The organism is Streptococcus sp. SCPM-O-B-23252 (M501) (assembly GCF_058200355.1).
In genome coordinates this window covers 81924-99902 of record NZ_JBYQGS010000003.1, presented here as the reverse complement: position 1 = coordinate 99902, position 17979 = coordinate 81924, and the positions used below count along the sequence as shown (strand labels likewise).

Genomic DNA, 17979 nt, shown 5'->3' with positions numbered 1-17979 from the left:
CATACATGATTAAAATTTACACAGTTTCAAGTTGCACGAGTTGTAAAAAAGCCAAAACTTGGCTAAATGCTCATCAGTTGATCTATAAAGAACAAAACCTTGGTAAAGAAGGAATTACAAAAGAAGAATTACTCGATATTTTGACCAAAACAGAAAATGGCATTGCAAGTATCGTTTCTTCAAAAAATCGATACGCTAAGAATCTAGGTGTCGATATTGAAGACCTCAGCATGAATGAAGTCATCGATATCATCTTAGAAACACCACGAATCTTGAAAAGTCCTATACTAGTGGATAACAAGCGACTTCAAGTTGGTTATAAGGAAGATGATATTCGGGCCTTTTTACCACGTTCTGTACGAAATGTTGAAAATGCGGAGGCTCGCTTAAGAGCAGCCCTATAAGAAACAAGTAGCCAATCGTTTAGCTACTGAGAAGAGTCGAGATGTCAGGATCTCGACTTTTTCTTTTGTATCCGGCCAAAGAATCCACGAAAAAATGCTTGTAAGAATGTTTTTGAGGAGGATTCTATGGTACAATACTTCTGTGGGGGAAATCCCTTTATAGAAGCTTATCAAAGGAGAAAACATGAAAAAGAAGCTTATTTGTTTGGGTGTCTTGCTCCTGACGCTGACAGCTTGTGGACAGAAGAAACATGGGAAAACTGATTCTTCCAATGTCCAAAAATCCAACAGTGCTAAAATTGAATCGTTTAATAAAGAAAATCGAAATCTGTTAGAGAAGGCGGAAGAACAGCAAATTTTCACTAAACACTTTGTCCTTCCAAAAGATGAAAGTGGTATTCGCCAGGAGCAGACCATCACTTATCAAGGGGAACAATTTCAAAAATTGGTCATGACCAATACCACTCCTGTCAGTGATGAATTGAAAAATGCTATTCAGGAAGTTGGTCTTGAAGAGGCCCAACGATTGATGGTAGAGTCGATGGGTAAGGATGAAAAACTTCAACAGGCGCGGACTCTCCAAGGATTTACCATTGAACTGACTTTGCCAAATGAAAATGAATACCAAACGGTCATCACTTATGATTTCACCCAGTTGGATACTAAAAAAGCGGTCGAGTTAGAGTACTTCAAATCAGCCAATATCGAAGATTTGTTGAAACTGACACCGACAGAATATATGAATAATCTACTCCGTAATGGAGCAAAAGAAGAATAAGGAGAAAAAACATGAAAAAATTTCTATTACTAGTCGTTGCTGGATTGCTTATCTTGGTAGGTTGTGGGAATTCTCAATCAAAAGGGGGCAAGTCCCTATCGAAAGATAGCGTCGTCACTCGGACCTTTAAGATTGACAGAGATGCTGATGAAGTTGACGTGGTAGGTAAACAGGAAATCACAGTAACCGTATCCTACCAAGGAAAGAAATACAAGAAAGTTTCCATCAAACTAGCAACTCATGTGTCGGATGAATTCAAAGCTGAAATCAAGAAGATGATTGATGCTGAGGATGATAAAGAAGGTGCCAAAGAAGCCTTGATCGAAGGTTACGAAGGAGAAGGTGGCATTGATGAATTGAGAGACTACGATGGAATCACCGTGACATCAGATTGGACAGGTGAAGCAATGGTCTCTGAGATTGAGATTGACCCTGATAAAGTAGACTTCGATGACATTAAAAACAGCGAAGACTGGGGAGAAATTTGCAAAATGATTAAGACCTACTCTCCAACGCTCTTTATCAAAAACATGGAAAAAAATGGTTTCAAAGAAGTAAAATAAAGTCATTGAAAACTGTAGAAGATTGCTTTCGGAAACAAGTGATGAAAAGTCCAAGAAAGCCCATGAAATCAGTAATTTTCGTTTGAGAAAGTATGGAAATTATGATATAATAGTATGAATATAAAGAAAGAGGGTGGTATTGTGGGATTTACAGACGAAACAGTACGTTTTAATCTTGACGATTCAAACCGTAAAGAAATTAGTGATACATTAAAGGATGTCTACTTATCTTTGGATGAGAAGGGCTACAATCCAATCAATCAAATCGTTGGTTATGTACTCAGTGGTGATCCTGCTTATGTACCTCGTTATAACAACGCTCGCAACCAAATTCGTAAGTACGAACGAGATGAAATTGTTGAAGAATTGGTTCGTTACTACTTGAAAGGGCAAGGGATCGATCTCTAATGAGAATTATGGGACTAGACGTTGGCTCGAAGACTGTCGGAGTAGCCATCAGTGATCCATTAGGTTTTACTGCTCAAGGTCTGGAGATTATTCAGATTGATGAGGAGAAGGGAGAGTTTGGTTTTGACCGTCTCTCTGAACTGGTGAAGGAATACCGGGTTGATCGTTTTGTCGTTGGTTTGCCGAAAAACATGAACAACACAAGCGGTCCTCGAGTGGAAGCGAGTCAAGCTTATGGAAAGCGCCTTGAAGAGTTATTCAACTTGCCGGTTGAGTATCAGGACGAGCGTTTGACGACTGTTGCCGCAGAGCGGATGCTGATTGAGCAAGCGGATATTAGCCGAAATAAGCGTAAAAAAGTAATTGATAAATTGGCTGCCCAGTTGATTTTGCAAAATTATTTAGATCGAAAATTTTAGAAAAAAGAGGAAATAAGATGGCACACAATCATGATCATGACCACAACCATGACGAACGCGAATTGATTACGTTGGTAGATGAGCAAGGAAACGAAACCTTGTTTGAAATCCTTTTGACCATTGATGGAAAAGAAGAATTTGGTAAAAACTATGTTCTTTTGATTCCTGCAAATGCAGAAGAAGATGAAAACGGTGAAGTAGAAATCCAAGCCTACTCATTTACTGAAAACGAAGACGGAACAGAAGGCGACCTTCAACCAATCCCAGAAGATTCAGATGATGAATGGAACATGATTGAAGAAGTCTTCAACAGCTTTATGGAGGAGTGATACAGTCTGGGAGACTGTATCACCTCAACTCCTAGAAAATAGAAAGAGTTGAAATATCCAGTGGATGTTTTTAGCCCAGCTTTTAAAAATATTGGAAGTGAAATAAGAAACCAAAGAAATAGCAGAGCGTGAGCCAGCAACAAGGCTTGATCGCTCTTTTCTTTTAGGAGAAAGAAATGAATCAAATTGAAGAATGGATGAATAGTCGAATTGGACTCAATTTTCGTTCAGGTTTAGGGCGGATGCAACAGGCTGTAAAGCTCTTAGGGGAGCCTCATGAAGCTGTTCCGATGATCCATGTGACGGGGACCAACGGGAAGGGCTCAACCATTGCGTTTATGCGCCAACTATTCCAACAGCATGGTCTGAAAGTAGGGACCTTTACTTCTCCACATATCGTTAGTATGCATGATCGGATTTGTATCAATGGGCAACCAATTTCGGATCAGGATCTGATTCGCTTGGGTCAGAGCATCCAAGCGATGGAGTCTCAGCTTCTCGAGACCCACGACCAACTCTCTTACTTTGAGATTATCACCCTATTGGCCTTTTTGTATTTCCATGAACAAAAAGTAGATCTGGCCTTGATCGAGGTTGGAATCGGAGGCCTCCTTGATACGACCAATGTCATCACAGGAGAGGTAGCAGTGATCACCTCAGTAGGGCTGGATCACCAGGAAACCTTGGGAGGAAGCCTAGAGTCCATTGCTACGCAAAAAGCTGGGATCTTTAAAGCTGGGAAGCCGGCTGTTATCGGTCCACTGGCTAAAGAGGCTGAGCAAGTCTGCATAGAAAAGGCCCAAGCAATAGGCTGTTCGCTAGCTCGCTATGGAGAAGATTTCCAACTGGTGAAGGGCGTCTTTCAAGATGCGCAGCATCGGTTTGACTCACTAAAAATTGGGCTCAATGGAGCTTATCAGGAAGAGAATGCTGCGGTGGCTCTCGAAGCCTTTCTCCTCTTCATGGAGCAGAGAGGTCTGGCGGTCGATGAAAACGGTGTTCGGGAGGCTTTGCAAGCGACTAGCTGGCCGGGACGTCTGGAGAATTTTGACCAGGGCGTCTATCTAGATGGCGCTCATAATCCCCATGCCATCAATCGCTTGGTCGAATATGCCCATACCTTTTCAGATAAGCGCGTGAAGATTCTCTTTGGTGCTTTAAAACGTAAGGATTACCAAGGGATGTTGGAGATTTTTGCAAGAGAATTGCCGGAGGCGTACTTGACGGTGACGACCTTTGCTTATGGGGAAGTGGTCCAAGAGGCGGATGGCTTAGGCTATCCTTATGTGGCGGATTTCAGAGATTATTTGCAAGATTTTTATAGCCGACAAGATGATCAAGAGGTGCTCTTTGTCACTGGATCTCTCTACTTTATTTCGGAAGTTCGCGCTTATCTATTGGAGCAAGGAAAGAACCCTTTATAGGCGATGGTATTCAACGCCCAATCATAAAGATTGACCAAAAACAGACTCTATCGTATACTAAAGGTGAGCCACAAATAAACGGGGAAGTCCCTTAAAAGGTAGGCGCGAAAGGAGACCATCAATGGCAAAGAAAGTGACTGCTTTATTGGCAACAGCTACAGTCCTCCTACTTGGAGCGTGTTCGAATCAGCAAACACCATCTTCTTCACAGTCTAATATTCAGGTGACTGATTCCGAAGCAAAGACAACAAATACACAAGGAAGTTCTTCTGATGGAAGCTCAAATTCATCTAGTTTAAATACTACAAACACTCAAGTGACTCAAGGTAATATTGATGGAACCTACAAAGGGGTAGATGAAGCGGACCAGATTACCTTAGTTGTCACAGGAAATACAGGAACTTGGACAGCTGTGGAGCCTGACGGAGAACAAGAAATCAAGCCAGTGAAACTAGATGCTGCCAACCAGTCGATTATCATTGGAGATGATGCCTACCGCTATCGACTAGAGGGGCAACAATTGACTCTGGAAGACTTTGACCAAGGGCTCTATGATGATGATACGATTGTTTTGACCAAGCAATAAAATAGCAGAAGTGAGAGTGGGACAGAAATCGGTAATTCTTTAGAATTCGATTTTGTCGTCCCACCTCCGCACAGTTGAGTAGGGCTGTAAAAGCTGATGAAATCAGCGTAGTAGAGCCCACTCAACCACTGCGTCTTGCTCGATAATCCAAATACAATTGAGAGGCTAGGACTTTTGTCCCAGCCTCTTTTTTCGCTTTATCGGGTTTGCGCTCTCTTCTTAGAACTGGTATACTAGTAGGGATTAGAAAATAAGGAGAACGAGGGTGAGTTTTCGAAAAATTCGATTGTTAATGTCCAAATATGGGTTCAGTATCCTCTTTATGGGGTTTGAACTCTGGTTGTCCTTTGCAGCCTTCTTTTGGCTAAATGAATGGTTCCCCAATTGGATGTCTGTCACCATCATGGTCCTCTTGTATATCTCGACCATTTTGGCGATTGTTAACCGGAATATGCCTCCAGAGAGTAAGGTGACCTGGCTCTTAATTGCCGTCATCCCCGTTTTTGGTTCCCTTCTTTACCTCATGTTTGGGGAGCGGCGCCTGTCCAAAAAAGAAATGGTCCAGTTGGAAAATATGGAATCCATGAATTTCCGTGAGGACAACAGCCACAAGCTTCGCCTGCAATTGAAAGAAGAGAGTAAGAGCGTCTATGGGATGGTCAAGTCTATTCTATCCATGGACCACAATGCAGACCTGTACAACGGGACGGCTTCGACTTTCTTCCCGCTAGGGGATCAGATGCTCCCGCAATTGTTGGAGGATTTGCGCTCAGCTAAGAAATTTATCTTTCTCGAATTCTACATCATCGAGGAAGGCCTGATGTGGAATAGTATCCTAGATATCCTACTTGAAAAAGTCAAAGAAGGGGTCGAAGTGAAGCTGCTCTACGATGATATTGGCTGTATGGCGACCCTGAAGGGAAACTACACCAGACGCTTGCGCAAGTTAGGCATTGATGCCCATAAATTTAACAAGGTGGTGCCACGATTGACGGTGGCTTATAATAATCGAGACCACCGCAAGATCTTGGTCATTGATGGCCAGATTGGCTATACAGGTGGCGTTAACCTAGCGGATGAGTATATCAACCAGAGAGAACGCTTCGGTCATTGGAAGGATAGTGCAGTGCGCTTGGACGGTCGAGCTGTCAAGGCCTTGACGCGACTCTTTCTCATGAACTGGTACATCAACCAGGGAGAGATTGAAGATTTCGATAAATACCATATGGAAAACCAAGCGGTAGATGGAGAAGGCTTCTATATCCCCTTTGGGAGTGGACCGAAACCCATCTACAAGTCCCAGGTTGGTAAGTCTGTGTACCAGAATATCATCAATCAGGCAACAGACTATGTCTACATTACGACCCCTTATTTAATCATTGATTATGATTTGACGGAAGATATTCGAAATGCGGCTCTCCGTGGTGTCGATGTACGCATCGTGACCCCTTTCATTCCGGATAAAAAATTGATCCAAATCGTTACACGAGGGGCTTATCCAGACCTGATGGAAGCAGGGGTGAAAATCTATGAATACACCCCAGGCTTTATCCATAGCAAGCAAGTATTGGCCGACGATGAAGTCGCAGTAGTCGGGACCATCAACTTTGACTATCGGAGCCTAGTACACCACTATGAGAATGCTGTCTGGATGTATCGAAGTCCAGAATTGATCAAGATACGATCAGACTTTGAAGAGATTTTCTCTGTATCTCAGCAAATCAAGCTAGACACTTTCCGGATTACCTGGTACCAGCATTTGATCAAAGAGATTATGCAGTTGTTTGCACCAATGTTATAGGCGAATTGAGCCCTTCTTAGGGGAAGGAGGGCTTGTTGGTGTGAAGTGTGTAATGAAATATTACAATTTGTTTACATACACTTATCTGAGAATTCTCAAAGGGTAATTTTTGATATAATGAACATAATCTATAAAAAATAAGGAGAACTTATGAAAAAGCTTGTAAAATATGGTGTTTTACCAGCCTGTTTATTGATGTTAGTAGCTTGTTCATCAAAACCAGTTGTTGAAAAACCTCAAACTAAAGAGGATAAAGTAGAACAATCTAGTGAATCAAAAGAAGAAAAGACAAAAAAACAAATTGAAAAAGATGGGGATATTATTCTTCGTGCCATCTTTACAGATCATTCTTCTGGTTTCACAACTTTGATGGGTACATCAGTTGACAAGTGGAAAAAACAAATCACCGAAAAATTTGTCGATGAAAATGCATCAAAATATTTACCAGCAGAAAACTACACACTTGAACTCACAACTGAAACATTCACTCCAGAAAAAATCTTGGAATTGTTTGACCAAGCTCGTTTCAAAGTGTTAGCAACGATCGGTGATGACTATGAAATCACCAAGGTTGAAGACGAAGGAGATATTGCGACGGTTACCTTCAAATCTCGTGCAATTGCAACACGTGACTTGGCTAACTTGATCAACCGCGCAAAATCTAGTCTGTTTGAAAACGGAATTGAAGATGTTAAAAAATTAGAAGACAACACAGATCCAGATCTGGAAAAACGTTTGTCTTTATTGAACAACTTCTTGTTCTACTATGCCTTTGATCGTTTGAACGAAGATTTTGGGTACATCGAACCACGTGAGTACACTTTGGAATTGACAAAAACCAAAGAAGGGCGTTATATCCTTAGTGATGAAAGCTTCCTTGAACTACGTAAGGAAATCTTTGTAAACGAATACTCTGCTGATGGAGCTGAAACTCGTAAAGGAAGCAATTCTTCAAAGAGTGATTCTTCGACTAGCAAGGATTCAGATACAAGTTCAACCTCAAAAGATAAAGTATAAACCTATAAAAAAGGTGAGGAAACTCACCTTTTTTATTTGCTCATTTTTTCTTATGTTACTGTACAGAAAGTTAGGAATAGTATAAAATTAATAGTGGAGAAATGGGCATAGATTCTGATCTGTAGGCCAATTTTATGTTATAATATTTAAGAAAATAGTATGGGGGATAAAATGAATCGAAGTAGAAAAAACAAACATTCAAATAGAACAAGCGGTTGGGATCAGCTACGCATTGTAAATAGTGGTCTCTGGGTTTTAACGCTACTTGTAGCTGGGCTCTTTCTTTATAATGTCTTTAGCTACAATATCCTAGCTTTCCGTTATTTGAATATTCTTGTGACGGTATTGTTAATTGGCGGACTTTTTTTAACCTTGGGTTTGATCCTTGCAGGCAAGGCTAAAAAGACGACGCTATTTTTATTGGTTTTAGGCTTGCTAGGGACCTCCGTGGGGACATTTGTTACCCAGCAATTGGTCGATGTCGCTGGAAATGTGAACCGAAATGCCAACTATACGGAATTTGAAATGGCTGTCTATGTCAAAGCAGATAGTCCAATCCAAGATATCAAAGAAATCAGCAGTGTAGCAGCGCCTACGGGGAATAATAATGCAGATGATCTTCTAGCCTTGGTAGAGGAAGTGAAGAAAACGCGCCAGCATGACTTGACCATCGAAGATGTGGAATCTTACGTGGCAGCCTACCAGGCCCTACAAGAAGATAAGACACAAGCCATTGCTTTGAATAGTACCTTTGAAGATACCATTGCCAGTGTGGATGCTGACTACGCGAAAAAATTAAAGAAAATCTATTCTTACAAGATCCGTCGCCAAGTGGAAACCAAGGCAAAGGCGGATGCCAATGCGGATACCTTTAACATCTATGTCAGTGGGATTGACACCTATGGCCCAGTCACTTCGGTTTCTCGATCTGATGTCAATATTATCATGACGGTCAATCGAAAGACCAAGCAAGTCTTGCTGACCACGACTCCGCGTGACGCCTATGTACCGATCGCAGATGGTGGGAACAACCAAGGGGATAAATTGACCCACGCTGGGATTTACGGAGTAGATGCGTCTATTCATACCTTAGAAAATCTGTACGACATCAAGATTGACTACTATGTCCGCTTGAATTTCACTTCTTTCTTAAAGCTTGTCGACCTCGTCGGAGGGATTGATGTAGAAAATGATCAAGAGTTTACAAGTCTACACGGGAACTACCACTTCCCTGTAGGAAAAGTCCACTTGGATTCGGAACAAGCTCTTGGCTTTGTCCGTGAACGCTACTCTCTCGAAGGTGGAGACAACGACCGTGGGAAGAACCAAGAAAAAGTCATCGCAGCCATTATCCATAAATTAACATCGACCAAAGCATTGAGCAATTACAACGAAATCGTTTCTGGTTTACAAGATTCCTTGCAAACCAATATGCCCTTGCCAACCATTATGAATTTGGTCAATACACAGTTGGAGACTGGTGGAAGCTACAAGGTGACTTCACAAGCTGTCACTGGACAAGGACGAAATGACTTGCCTTCATATGCGATGCCAGGATCTGCTCTTTACATGATGGAGTTGAATGCTGATAGCGTGGCACAAGCCAAAGAAAAGATAAACCAAACCATGGAAGGAAAAAACAATGATTGATATTCATTCACACATTGTCTTTGATGTGGATGATGGACCAAAGACGATTGAGGATAGCAAACTCCTCATCGAGGAAAGCTACCGTCAGGGGGTTCGTACCATCGTTTCGACGTCCCATCGTCGGAAAGGGATGTTTGAAACCCCAGAAGAAAAGATCTATCAAAACTACTTAGCAGTAAAAGAGATGGTGGCGACCTATCTACCGGAAATGACCTTGCATTTTGGAGCAGAAATCTATTATACGCGAGATATTCTTGAAAAACTGGAAGCTGGGACTATTCCAACGCTTGCTGAAACCAGCTTTGCCTTGATCGAGTTTAGTATGGCGACCCCCTACAAGGAGATTCACCAGGCCTTAAGTGCAGTTTTGCGCTTAGGAGTGACTCCGGTGGTTGCCCACATTGAACGCTACCACTGTTTGGAAAAAAATGAAAAACGGGTGCGGGAATTAATCCGAATGGGATGCTATACCCAGATCAATAGTTCGAGTGTCCTCAAGCCGAAGTTGTTTGGTGATCGCTATAAGTTCATGAAACATCGTGCCCAATATTTCTTGGACAAGGACTTGGTCCATTTTGTTGCCAGCGATATGCACAATGTTGATCAGCGCCCTCCATACATGGACCAGGCTTATCAGTTGATTGAAAAACGCTACGGCAGTGACCGGGCGCGTGCCCTTTTTGTTGAAAATCAGCAAACATTATTGGATGACGAATTGTTTTAATCATCAAGTTCCATCACGGAGATTGAAAAGGAGAAAGTGAATATGAAAAACCAAGAGAGCAAAGAGATCGAATTGGATGTGGTCTCCCTCTTTAAAACCTTATGGCGTCGTAAATTCTCAATTATCATTACGGCCTTGTTGTTTGCGATTGGAGCCCTAGGCTACAGCGCTTTTGTAGCGAAAAAGATCTACCAAAGTACCAGCCGTATCTACGTAGTCAGCCGTCAGAATCAAGAAAACAATGCCTTGACCAACCAAGATCTTCAAGCGGGATCCTACTTGGTTAAAGACTATCGCGAGATCATCCTTTCTCAAAATGTCTTGAACCAAGCCATCGAAGAGTTGAAGTTGGAAATGACTCCAGCAGAGCTTGCTAAGAAAGTCTCAGTGGCAGTTCCAGCGGATACTCGGATTTTGTCCATCACAGCATCAGACCCAGATCCACAAGAAGCAGCTCGGATCGCGAATGGATTGAAAGATGTAGCGGCCGAAAAAATTATCGCTGTAACCAAGGTATCTGACGTGACGACTTTGGATGAGGCTGTCGTACCGCAAAACCCTTCTTCACCAAATATTAAGCGAAATGTCGTTATTGGCTTTGTCCTTGGGGGTGTCTTGATTTCCATCCTGGTGATCTTGTCAGAGGTATTGGATGACCGTGTGAAGAAACCAGAAGATGTCGAAGAAGTGATGGGCATCACTCTATTAGGTGTGATCCCTAGTGTGAAGAAACTGTAAGAGGGAGAATTCATGGCAACCTTAGAAATTGTAAAAAGCAAATTAGCAGCGATGACTCAGGCTGAAGAGTATTTTAATGCCTTGAGTACCAATATTCAGTTGAGTGGGACCAATATTAAGGTTGTTGCCATCTCATCTGTGCAACCAAACGAAGGAAAATCAACCATTTCTACGAATTTGGCGACAGCCTTTGCGCGTGCGGGCTATCGTACCTTGTTGATCGATGCGGATATCCGTAACTCGGTCATGACAGGTGTCTTCAAGAGCCAAGGTCGTGTTGCTGGTTTGACAGAAGTACTTTCTGGGAAGAGTGAGATTTCGCAAGCAATTGCGACGACAGATTATCCAAAACTGGATGTGCTCCTGTCAGGGCAGGTTTCTCCAAATCCAACGGGTCTCTTGCAAAGTAAAAACTTCGAAGTCATCATTGAGGCGCTTCGCAATCACTACGACTACATCATCGTTGATACACCTCCGATTGGGATGGTCATTGATGCGGCTATTATCGCTCAACGCTGTGATGGAAGCTTGGTCGTGACGGCATCAGGAGCTGTGAGTCGCAAGGCAGTACAAAAAGCTAAAGAACAACTGGAGCAGACAGGAACACCATTCCTAGGCGTGGTCCTCAATAAATTTGATGTTCAATTAGAAAAATATGGTTCCTACGGTAATTACGGGAACTATGGCAATTACGGGAAAAAAAGATAAAGAATAGGATCGGGATATTATGACAGAAGGAAGGGGATTTCACAAATTTGCTTTGGCCTTTGTCCAAAGCTTACCAGTCTTAGTTGTGGCTTATTTGTTTAGTTTTGTGACAGAGACAGAAATCCACTCTAATACAATTTTCTATCTGTATTTATTGCATTTCGTAGCTTTCTACGTCAGCGATTACAACCAAGATTATTTCAAACGTGGGCATCTAGTTGAATTCTTACAAACTTTGAAATACAGCTTGTGCTTCGCGCTAGCCATCAGTTTTTCGAGCTTCTTTTTGGAGGAGAAGTTCTCCCTCTCCCGCCGGGGGATGGTTTATTTTCTAGTTCTTCTGACTCTTGTCCTTTATTTAATGAATTACTTCATTAAACGGTATTGGCGTCGCTTCTATTACAGTCTCAAAGGAAGTCACAAGATTCTCTTGATTACAGCTCATTCTCGTCTGGATAAAGTTCTGGATCGACTTCTTTCGTCAAATGATAGCGGTGGGGAAGTGGTCGCGGTGACAGTATTGGACCGGCCAGATTTTCAGCACCCCTCTGTTCGGGTTGTTCCAAAGGAAGAGCTGTTGACCTATGCGACCTATGAAGTGGTTGATGAAGTTTTTATTAATCTTCCGAGTGAAGAGTATGATATTGGGGAGTATGTCTCACAGTTTGAGACCATGGGGATCGATGTTACTGTCAACCTCAATGCTTTTGACTTAAACTTTGCCGGCAATAAACGGATTCGAGAAGTGGCTGGACTCAATGTCGTCACCTTCTCGACCAACTTCTACAAACCGAGCCACGTGACTGCAAAACGTGTGATTGATATCTGTGGTTCTTTGGTGGGCTTGCTCTTATGCGGCTTGGTGGCGATTGTATTGGTGCCTTTGATTCGCAAGGATGGAGGACCGGCTATTTTCGCCCAAAAGCGGGTCGGGAAAAATGGCCGCTATTTCAAGTTTTATAAGTTCCGTTCCATGTATGTCGATGCAGAAGAACGGAAAAAAGAATTGATGGATCAAAACACCATGACCGGTGGGATGTTCAAGATGGATAATGATCCTCGGATTACGCCGATTGGCCGCTTTATCCGCAAGACCAGTCTGGATGAGCTGCCCCAATTCTTTAATGTCCTAAAAGGTGATATGAGCCTAGTTGGAACCCGTCCTCCAACAGTGGATGAGTATGAGAAGTATACTCCAGAACAAAAACGTCGTTTGAGTTTCAAACCTGGAATTACAGGGCTTTGGCAAGTGAGTGGACGTAGCGAAATTACAGACTTTGATGAAGTGGTTCGCTTAGATGTGTCCTATATCGATGACTGGACCATCTGGTCAGATGTTAAAATCTTGCTGAAAACGATCAAAGTTGTATTTAAACGAGATGGAGCGAAGTAGGAAATTCCTGCTTCGTCCTTTCCATGTAAGGAGAAAAATGAAACAGTCAGTTTATATCGTTGGTTCTAAGGGAATTCCAGCGAAATATGGTGGTTTTGAAACTTTTGTCGAAAAGCTGACAGAGTGCCAACAGGATCAAGAGATTCAGTACTATGTGGCATGTATGCGGGAGAATTCTGCAAAATCAGGGATTACTGCAGATACTTTTGAACATAACGGTGCAATTTGCTACAACATTGATGTCCCTAATATCGGTCCTGCACGTGCTATTGCTTATGATATTGTAGCGCTCAATAAAGCTATTGAAATCGCAAAAGAAAACAAGGATCAAGCACCAATCTTCTATGTCTTGGCATGTCGAATTGGTCCCTTTATTTCAAGGATAAAAAAGAAAATCAAGGCAATCGGAGGGACTCTGATGGTCAATCCGGACGGACATGAATGGCTTCGTGCGAAATGGAGTCTTCCAGTCCGTAAATACTGGAAGTTTTCTGAACAACTCATGGTTAAACACGCCGATTTATTGATCTGTGATAGCAAGAATATCGAGGCTTATATTCAGAAGGATTACGCTAAGTATCAGCCACAGACGACCTATATCGCCTATGGAACGGATACAAGCAAGTCTATCCTGAACAAAGAGGACGAGAAAGTACGGACATGGTTTGCAGATAAGCAAGTCTCCGAAGGAAATTACTATCTTGTCGTGGGACGTTTTGTACCTGAAAATAACTATGAGGCCATGATTCGTGGTTTTATGCGGTCAAACTCTCAGAAAGATTTTGTCCTGATTACCAATGTGGAACAAAACAAGTTTTATGAACAGTTGCGTAAAGATACTGGATTTGATCAAGATCCTCGAGTGAAGTTTGTAGGGACTGTCTATGATCAAGAATTGCTCAAATACATTCGTGAGAATGCTTTTGCTTATTTCCATGGTCATGAGGTAGGCGGGACCAACCCCTCACTTCTTGAAGCTTTGGAATCAACCAAGCTCAACTTGTTGTTAGATGTTGGTTTCAACCGAGAAGTGGGAGAAGACGGGGCTCTTTATTGGGCCAAAGACCAGTTGGCAAGGGTCATCAATGAGGCTGAGCAATTAGACGCTCAAGCAATTGAAGCCCTCAATGAGAAATCAAGCCGACGCATCGCAAAAGCCTTCACTTGGGAGAAGATCGTAGCTGATTATGAGAAAGAGTTTAAGGGATAAACATGCAGAAAATTTTATACCTTCACGCTGGTGCTGAAATGTACGGCGCTGACAAGGTTTTGTTGGAGCTTATTAAAGGATTGGATAAAGATGCTTTTGAGACACATGTGATCTTACCCAATAATGGTGTCTTAGTTGGTGCATTGGAAGAGGTTGGAGCTAAGGTTAAGGTCATTGATTACCCAATCTTACGCCGTAAATATTTTAATCCAAAAGGGATTCTTGAGTACTTTGGCTCTTATAACCGTTACTCCAAACAGATTGTTCAATATGCTAAAGAAAATGGGATTACCCTTGTTCACAACAACACCACAGCGGTTCTTGAAGGAATTTACCTCAAGCGGAAGTTAAAACTTCCTTTGATTTGGCATGTGCACGAAATTATCGTCAAACCAAAAGCTATTTCAGATTTTATCAACTTTTTGATGGGGCGCTATGCGGATAAGATTGTGACAGTTTCAAATGCCGTTGCTAATCATGTCAAACAGTCTCGCTATGTCAAGGATGGCCAAGTTCAAGTTATTTATAATGGGGTCGACAATGCCGTCTATCATAAAATCGATGCTAGCGCTGTTCGTGATCAATTTGGAATTGCACAGGATGCTTTGGTTATCGGTATGGTTGGTCGGGTGAATGCTTGGAAAGGGCAAGGCGACTTCCTAGAAGCTGTTACTCCAATCTTACAGGCCAATCCAAAAGCAGTGGTCTTTTTAGCAGGTAGTGCATTTGAGGGGGAAGAGTGGCGCGTGGATGAGCTGGAAAAAACTATATCAGCCTCACCAGTAGCTAGACAAATCAAGCGTATCGACTATTATAGCAAGACGACAGATCTCTATAATATGTTTGATATCTTTGTCTTGCCAAGTACCAATCCAGATCCTCTACCAACAGTCGTACTAGAAGCTATGGCTTGTGGTAAACCTGTAGTGGGTTACCGTCATGGCGGTGTCTGTGAAATGGTCAAGGAAGGTGAAAACGGCCTTCTCGCCACACCAAATGAACCTGAAGAGTTGTCAAAAGCTATTCAAGAATTGGCTGACAATACCGAGAAGAGAGAGCAATTTGGTGAGGCCTCTGTTCAACGTCAAAAAGAATTCTTCTCATTACAAAGTTATATTCGGAATTTCTCAGAGCTATATAAGAAATACTAAGATGAATACTGAAACAATTAAGAATAAATTAAAACCAATCGTTTATCCAATTATTAATTTTATTCCTAGACGAAGACTCAAGAATAAAAATTTTACGATCATATGTGATAATTGTTGGGCTGGAAAAGTCTATCAAGAATTGGGCCTGCCTTACCAAACACCATTTGTAGGGATGTTTGTCTTCTCTCCTGATTACATAAAGATCCTCAAGAATTTAAAACATTATTTGAGTGGAAATATCTCCTTGAAATTTGTAAAGGAATCAAAATATATCAAAGACTTTGATAATGCCTATCCTCTAGCACTTCTTGATGATATCGAACTTCATTTTCTGCATTATGAAGATGAGGAAGAAGCAACTCAGAAATGGAACCGCCGTTTGGAAAGAATTCATTGGGATAATTTGTATTTCAAGTTCAATGATAATGATGCTTGTACTTATGAATTGATGAAAGAGTTCGAAAAGCTTCCATATAAGAGTAAGGTTATCTTCTCTTCAAAGAATTATAGTGATTTACCTTCCTTAGTTCATTTCAAATCAGCTGAAAAGCAAGGACACGTTGGCATCGACTTGAAAACGTATCATCGCTATTTTAATGTTGTAACTTGGTTGAATAAGGGTGGAGAGGATTTAACTAAATGAAAAAGATAAGACTAATTATTCCATATTTTGGAAAACTTCCAACCTTTTTTCCTTATTTTTTGTTGACTGCTAAACGTAATCAAAAAATTGATTTCTTAATTTATACGGATCAAAATGTTGACCAATTTGAAGTTTTGAACGCTGATAATATTGCATTTAAGACTCTTTCGTTTGATGATTTAAGAAAAAAAGTCCAGTCTAAGTTTGATTTTAAAATCTCTCTCAAAACGCCTTATAAATTATGTGACTATAAAGTTGCTTATGGGCTTATCTTTGAAGAAGAGTTGAAGGGATATGACTACTGGGGATTTTGTGATACAGATGTCTTACTTGGTGATATTTTTCAATTTCTAGAAGAACATAGCTTTTTTAAGAATGACTATGCTCGATATGGTCTTTTAGGTCATCTACAAATATTTAAAAATTCACAAGAAGTTAATCATGTATTTATGTCTGGTCAATGTTTAAACTATCGATTAGATTATCATAATGTCTTCGCTAATGAGCAAAATTTTATTTTTGATGAGGCAGACGGTATTCAAGTTCTGTTTGAAAAATCAGGTTTTGATCAATTGCAAGATAAATTCTTTGATGATATTGATATTAGTCATTTTTCATTCAGAGAATATGGTGAAGTTGAGCCTAAACGTTATTATTTTTGGTCAGAAAAGAATGGCCTTGAGAGTATTGAAATTAAAGACAAAAAGCTAGTCGTCAAACATCCATTATATGCACATTTTCAAAAAAGAGTAATTGAATGTCCAGAGTTTGAGGTCGCCGATTCATTTTATGTTATACCTAACCGACTAGTTGTTGGAGATAAAATTTCTATACAAGAGATTGAAGAACTAACAAAGAATAAATTCTATTGGGATTATGTTAAATCAACATTTTTTAAGAAATTTAAGAGAGAAAAATGGACATTAGATTTTATTCGTCATAAATTTAGGATGAAGAGTTAATGAATAATATAGATTTGAGCATTATTGTTCCAGTATATAATGTTGAAAATTATTTAAGAAGAGGGCTAGATTCAATACTTTTGCAACCGTCATCAATCACATATGAAATTCTGCTAATTGATGATGGTTCAAGTGATAAAAGTGGTACGATTTGTGATGAGTACCAAAAAAAATTTCCGAATGTTTTTGTTAGTCACATTGAAAACAACGGAGTGGCAGAAGCTAGGAATCTAGGTATTTCATTATCAAGGGGAAATTATTTATATTTTATGGATCCGGATGATTTTTTGTCAGATAATTTCTTTGAAAAGATATCTTCTGATCTAAAACAAAAATGGGATGTTCTTTGTTTTGGCTACAATGAAATTAAAGAAAACAAGAACACTATATTGTCTTGTCGCCCTCATTCTTATACGCATTGTGGTCTTCTTGGAAAAAATGAGTTTAGAAATGAATTTATTGAGTTATTCAAAACTGATATGATGTATAATGTTTGGTCAAGAATCTATAACAAGACATTTATTTTAAAATACGATATTAAGTTTCCTAGTAAACAAATAGGAGAAGATACTTTATTCAATTTTCAAGTTTATCGACATTTAAATACCATTCTATTTATTGATTCTACACTCTATAATTACATTGCTGGTAGAAGGGGTTCAGCATTGACCAGTTTTCATCCTAGAAGAATCGAAATACAATTAGATGAACTTCAAGTATTGCAAAAATTACTAAAGAAGTTCCAAATAGAAGAGGCTACATTAATTCAAGAAATTAAGACAAAAATCATTGTAAGTGCAACCTTTCAAATTTCTAATTTAAATGCGAGAAGGAAAGAAAAGATAGAATTACTGCGATCTATTATCGATAATAAAGCTTTTTACGATATTTTTTCAGGAAACAGGAATCAAATTATTGGGTCTTATAAGACGTTATTGAGACAGCGAAATATTTCTTCTTTTCTTAGAAGATTGAGTATTGATCTTCTCACCAAAAAAAAATTTCGGGCAGTCATCTTTATTGAAAAAATGAAAATGAATCCAATTTTACGTAAAATTGCTTTTAAATAAA

20 protein-coding genes are annotated in these 17979 nt (G+C 40.4%); all 20 read left to right on the top strand.

The genetic code is table 11. The features are described from left to right. Positions 1-5 precede the first annotated feature (5 nt). The 20 genes from spx (at position 6) to AC3E6G_RS07710 (ending at position 17978) form a co-directional block, all read left to right on the top strand. The gene (gene spx / locus AC3E6G_RS07805; RefSeq protein WP_006595399.1) at positions 6-404 is read left to right on the top strand and encodes a transcriptional regulator Spx; all 399 of its coding nucleotides are present in this window, start codon (positions 6-8) and stop codon (positions 402-404) included. A gap of 184 nt (positions 405-588) precedes the next feature. Next, on the top strand, positions 589-1182 hold the full coding sequence (locus AC3E6G_RS07800) for an SP0191 family lipoprotein (protein ID WP_490700786.1): 594 nt from the start codon (positions 589-591) through the stop codon (positions 1180-1182). Positions 1183-1193: 11 nt separating this feature from the next. Beyond that, positions 1194-1745, top strand: a complete 552-nt coding sequence (locus AC3E6G_RS07795; RefSeq protein ID WP_490700785.1) for an SP0191 family lipoprotein — start codon at positions 1194-1196, stop codon at positions 1743-1745. Between the two features lie 141 nt (positions 1746-1886). Further along, complete coding sequence (locus AC3E6G_RS07790) at positions 1887-2153, top strand: IreB family regulatory phosphoprotein (RefSeq protein WP_006597020.1); 267 nt, start codon at positions 1887-1889, stop codon at positions 2151-2153. Further along, positions 2153-2572, top strand: coding sequence for a Holliday junction resolvase RuvX (gene ruvX, locus AC3E6G_RS07785; protein WP_023027379.1), 420 nt, complete (start codon positions 2153-2155; stop codon positions 2570-2572). The genes AC3E6G_RS07790 and ruvX overlap by 1 nt, the downstream gene beginning before the upstream one ends. A gap of 17 nt (positions 2573-2589) precedes the next feature. After that, positions 2590-2901 carry a DUF1292 domain-containing protein gene (locus AC3E6G_RS07780; RefSeq protein WP_006595405.1) on the top strand — a complete coding sequence of 104 codons (312 nt, stop codon included), beginning with the start codon at positions 2590-2592 and terminating at the stop codon, positions 2899-2901. Between the two features lie 176 nt (positions 2902-3077). Beyond that, entirely contained in the window at positions 3078-4325 is a 1248-nt protein-coding gene (locus AC3E6G_RS07775; protein ID WP_490700784.1) for a bifunctional folylpolyglutamate synthase/dihydrofolate synthase, read from the top strand. A 121-nt stretch (positions 4326-4446) separates the two neighbouring features. Beyond that, a complete protein-coding gene (locus tag AC3E6G_RS07770) occupies positions 4447-4911 on the top strand; it encodes an SP_0198 family lipoprotein (RefSeq protein WP_490700783.1) in 465 nt (154 codons plus the stop codon). Positions 4912-5176: 265 nt separating this feature from the next. Next, on the top strand, positions 5177-6712 hold the full coding sequence (gene cls, locus AC3E6G_RS07765; RefSeq protein WP_490700782.1) for a cardiolipin synthase: 1536 nt from the start codon (positions 5177-5179) through the stop codon (positions 6710-6712). Positions 6713-6862: 150 nt separating this feature from the next. Then, positions 6863-7729: a hypothetical protein gene (locus AC3E6G_RS07760; RefSeq protein ID WP_061564486.1), complete on the top strand. Its 867-nt coding sequence runs from the start codon at positions 6863-6865 to the stop codon at positions 7727-7729. 171 nt (positions 7730-7900) lie between these two features. Then, positions 7901-9379: an LCP family glycopolymer transferase CpsA gene (gene cpsA / locus AC3E6G_RS07755; protein ID WP_048690230.1), complete on the top strand. Its 1479-nt coding sequence runs from the start codon at positions 7901-7903 to the stop codon at positions 9377-9379. Next, complete coding sequence (gene cps4B / locus AC3E6G_RS07750; RefSeq protein ID WP_061564485.1) at positions 9372-10103, top strand: capsular polysaccharide biosynthesis protein Cps4B; 732 nt, start codon at positions 9372-9374, stop codon at positions 10101-10103. The genes cpsA and cps4B overlap by 8 nt, the downstream gene beginning before the upstream one ends. Positions 10104-10145: 42 nt before the next feature. Further along, positions 10146-10841, top strand: a complete 696-nt coding sequence (locus AC3E6G_RS07745; RefSeq protein WP_061564484.1) for a Wzz/FepE/Etk N-terminal domain-containing protein — start codon at positions 10146-10148, stop codon at positions 10839-10841. A gap of 12 nt (positions 10842-10853) precedes the next feature. After that, on the top strand, positions 10854-11549 hold the full coding sequence (locus AC3E6G_RS07740; RefSeq protein ID WP_490700781.1) for a tyrosine-protein kinase: 696 nt from the start codon (positions 10854-10856) through the stop codon (positions 11547-11549). Between the two features lie 19 nt (positions 11550-11568). Further along, complete coding sequence (locus tag AC3E6G_RS07735) at positions 11569-12942, top strand: sugar transferase (RefSeq protein WP_490700780.1); 1374 nt, start codon at positions 11569-11571, stop codon at positions 12940-12942. A gap of 37 nt (positions 12943-12979) precedes the next feature. Beyond that, on the top strand, positions 12980-14152 hold the full coding sequence (gene cps2T, locus AC3E6G_RS07730) for a beta 1-4 rhamnosyltransferase Cps2T (protein ID WP_490700779.1): 1173 nt from the start codon (positions 12980-12982) through the stop codon (positions 14150-14152). Positions 14153-14154: 2 nt separating this feature from the next. Further along, complete coding sequence (locus AC3E6G_RS07725) at positions 14155-15303, top strand: glycosyltransferase family 4 protein (protein WP_490700778.1); 1149 nt, start codon at positions 14155-14157, stop codon at positions 15301-15303. A gap of 1 nt (position 15304) precedes the next feature. Then, positions 15305-15946, top strand: coding sequence for a DUF1919 domain-containing protein (locus AC3E6G_RS07720; RefSeq protein ID WP_490700777.1), 642 nt, complete (start codon positions 15305-15307; stop codon positions 15944-15946). Continuing rightward, a complete protein-coding gene (locus AC3E6G_RS07715) occupies positions 15943-16908 on the top strand; it encodes a DUF6625 family protein (protein WP_490700776.1) in 966 nt (321 codons plus the stop codon). The genes AC3E6G_RS07720 and AC3E6G_RS07715 overlap by 4 nt, the downstream gene beginning before the upstream one ends. Next, positions 16908-17978 carry a glycosyltransferase family 2 protein gene (locus AC3E6G_RS07710; protein ID WP_490700775.1) on the top strand — a complete coding sequence of 357 codons (1071 nt, stop codon included), beginning with the start codon at positions 16908-16910 and terminating at the stop codon, positions 17976-17978. Before AC3E6G_RS07715 ends, AC3E6G_RS07710 begins: the two co-directional genes overlap by 1 nt. The last annotated feature ends 1 nt before the right edge of the window (position 17979 follow it).

Excerpts from the sequence above, each read along its gene's own strand:
- cpsA (WP_048690230.1), top strand. The coding sequence starts at position 7,901 with ATGAATCGAAGTAGAAAAAACAAACATTCAAATAGAACAAGCGGTTGG.
- AC3E6G_RS07770 (WP_490700783.1), top strand. The coding sequence starts at position 4,447 with ATGGCAAAGAAAGTGACTGCTTTATTGGCAACAGCTACAGTCCTCCTA.
- spx (WP_006595399.1), top strand. The coding sequence starts at position 6 with ATGATTAAAATTTACACAGTTTCAAGTTGCACGAGTTGTAAAAAAGCC.
- AC3E6G_RS07710 (WP_490700775.1), top strand. The coding sequence starts at position 16,908 with ATGAATAATATAGATTTGAGCATTATTGTTCCAGTATATAATGTTGAA.
- AC3E6G_RS07715 (WP_490700776.1), top strand. The coding sequence starts at position 15,943 with ATGAAAAAGATAAGACTAATTATTCCATATTTTGGAAAACTTCCAACC.
- cps2T (WP_490700779.1), top strand. The coding sequence starts at position 12,980 with ATGAAACAGTCAGTTTATATCGTTGGTTCTAAGGGAATTCCAGCGAAA.
- AC3E6G_RS07780 (WP_006595405.1), top strand. The coding sequence starts at position 2,590 with ATGGCACACAATCATGATCATGACCACAACCATGACGAACGCGAATTG.
- AC3E6G_RS07760 (WP_061564486.1), top strand. The coding sequence starts at position 6,863 with ATGAAAAAGCTTGTAAAATATGGTGTTTTACCAGCCTGTTTATTGATG.
- AC3E6G_RS07800 (WP_490700786.1), top strand. The coding sequence starts at position 589 with ATGAAAAAGAAGCTTATTTGTTTGGGTGTCTTGCTCCTGACGCTGACA.
- AC3E6G_RS07775 (WP_490700784.1), top strand. The coding sequence starts at position 3,078 with ATGAATCAAATTGAAGAATGGATGAATAGTCGAATTGGACTCAATTTT.
- ruvX (WP_023027379.1), top strand. The coding sequence starts at position 2,153 with ATGAGAATTATGGGACTAGACGTTGGCTCGAAGACTGTCGGAGTAGCC.
- AC3E6G_RS07725 (WP_490700778.1), top strand. The coding sequence starts at position 14,155 with ATGCAGAAAATTTTATACCTTCACGCTGGTGCTGAAATGTACGGCGCT.
- AC3E6G_RS07740 (WP_490700781.1), top strand. The coding sequence starts at position 10,854 with ATGGCAACCTTAGAAATTGTAAAAAGCAAATTAGCAGCGATGACTCAG.
- AC3E6G_RS07735 (WP_490700780.1), top strand. The coding sequence starts at position 11,569 with ATGACAGAAGGAAGGGGATTTCACAAATTTGCTTTGGCCTTTGTCCAA.
- AC3E6G_RS07795 (WP_490700785.1), top strand. The coding sequence starts at position 1,194 with ATGAAAAAATTTCTATTACTAGTCGTTGCTGGATTGCTTATCTTGGTA.
- cps4B (WP_061564485.1), top strand. The coding sequence starts at position 9,372 with ATGATTGATATTCATTCACACATTGTCTTTGATGTGGATGATGGACCA.
- AC3E6G_RS07720 (WP_490700777.1), top strand. The coding sequence starts at position 15,305 with ATGAATACTGAAACAATTAAGAATAAATTAAAACCAATCGTTTATCCA.
- AC3E6G_RS07745 (WP_061564484.1), top strand. The coding sequence starts at position 10,146 with ATGAAAAACCAAGAGAGCAAAGAGATCGAATTGGATGTGGTCTCCCTC.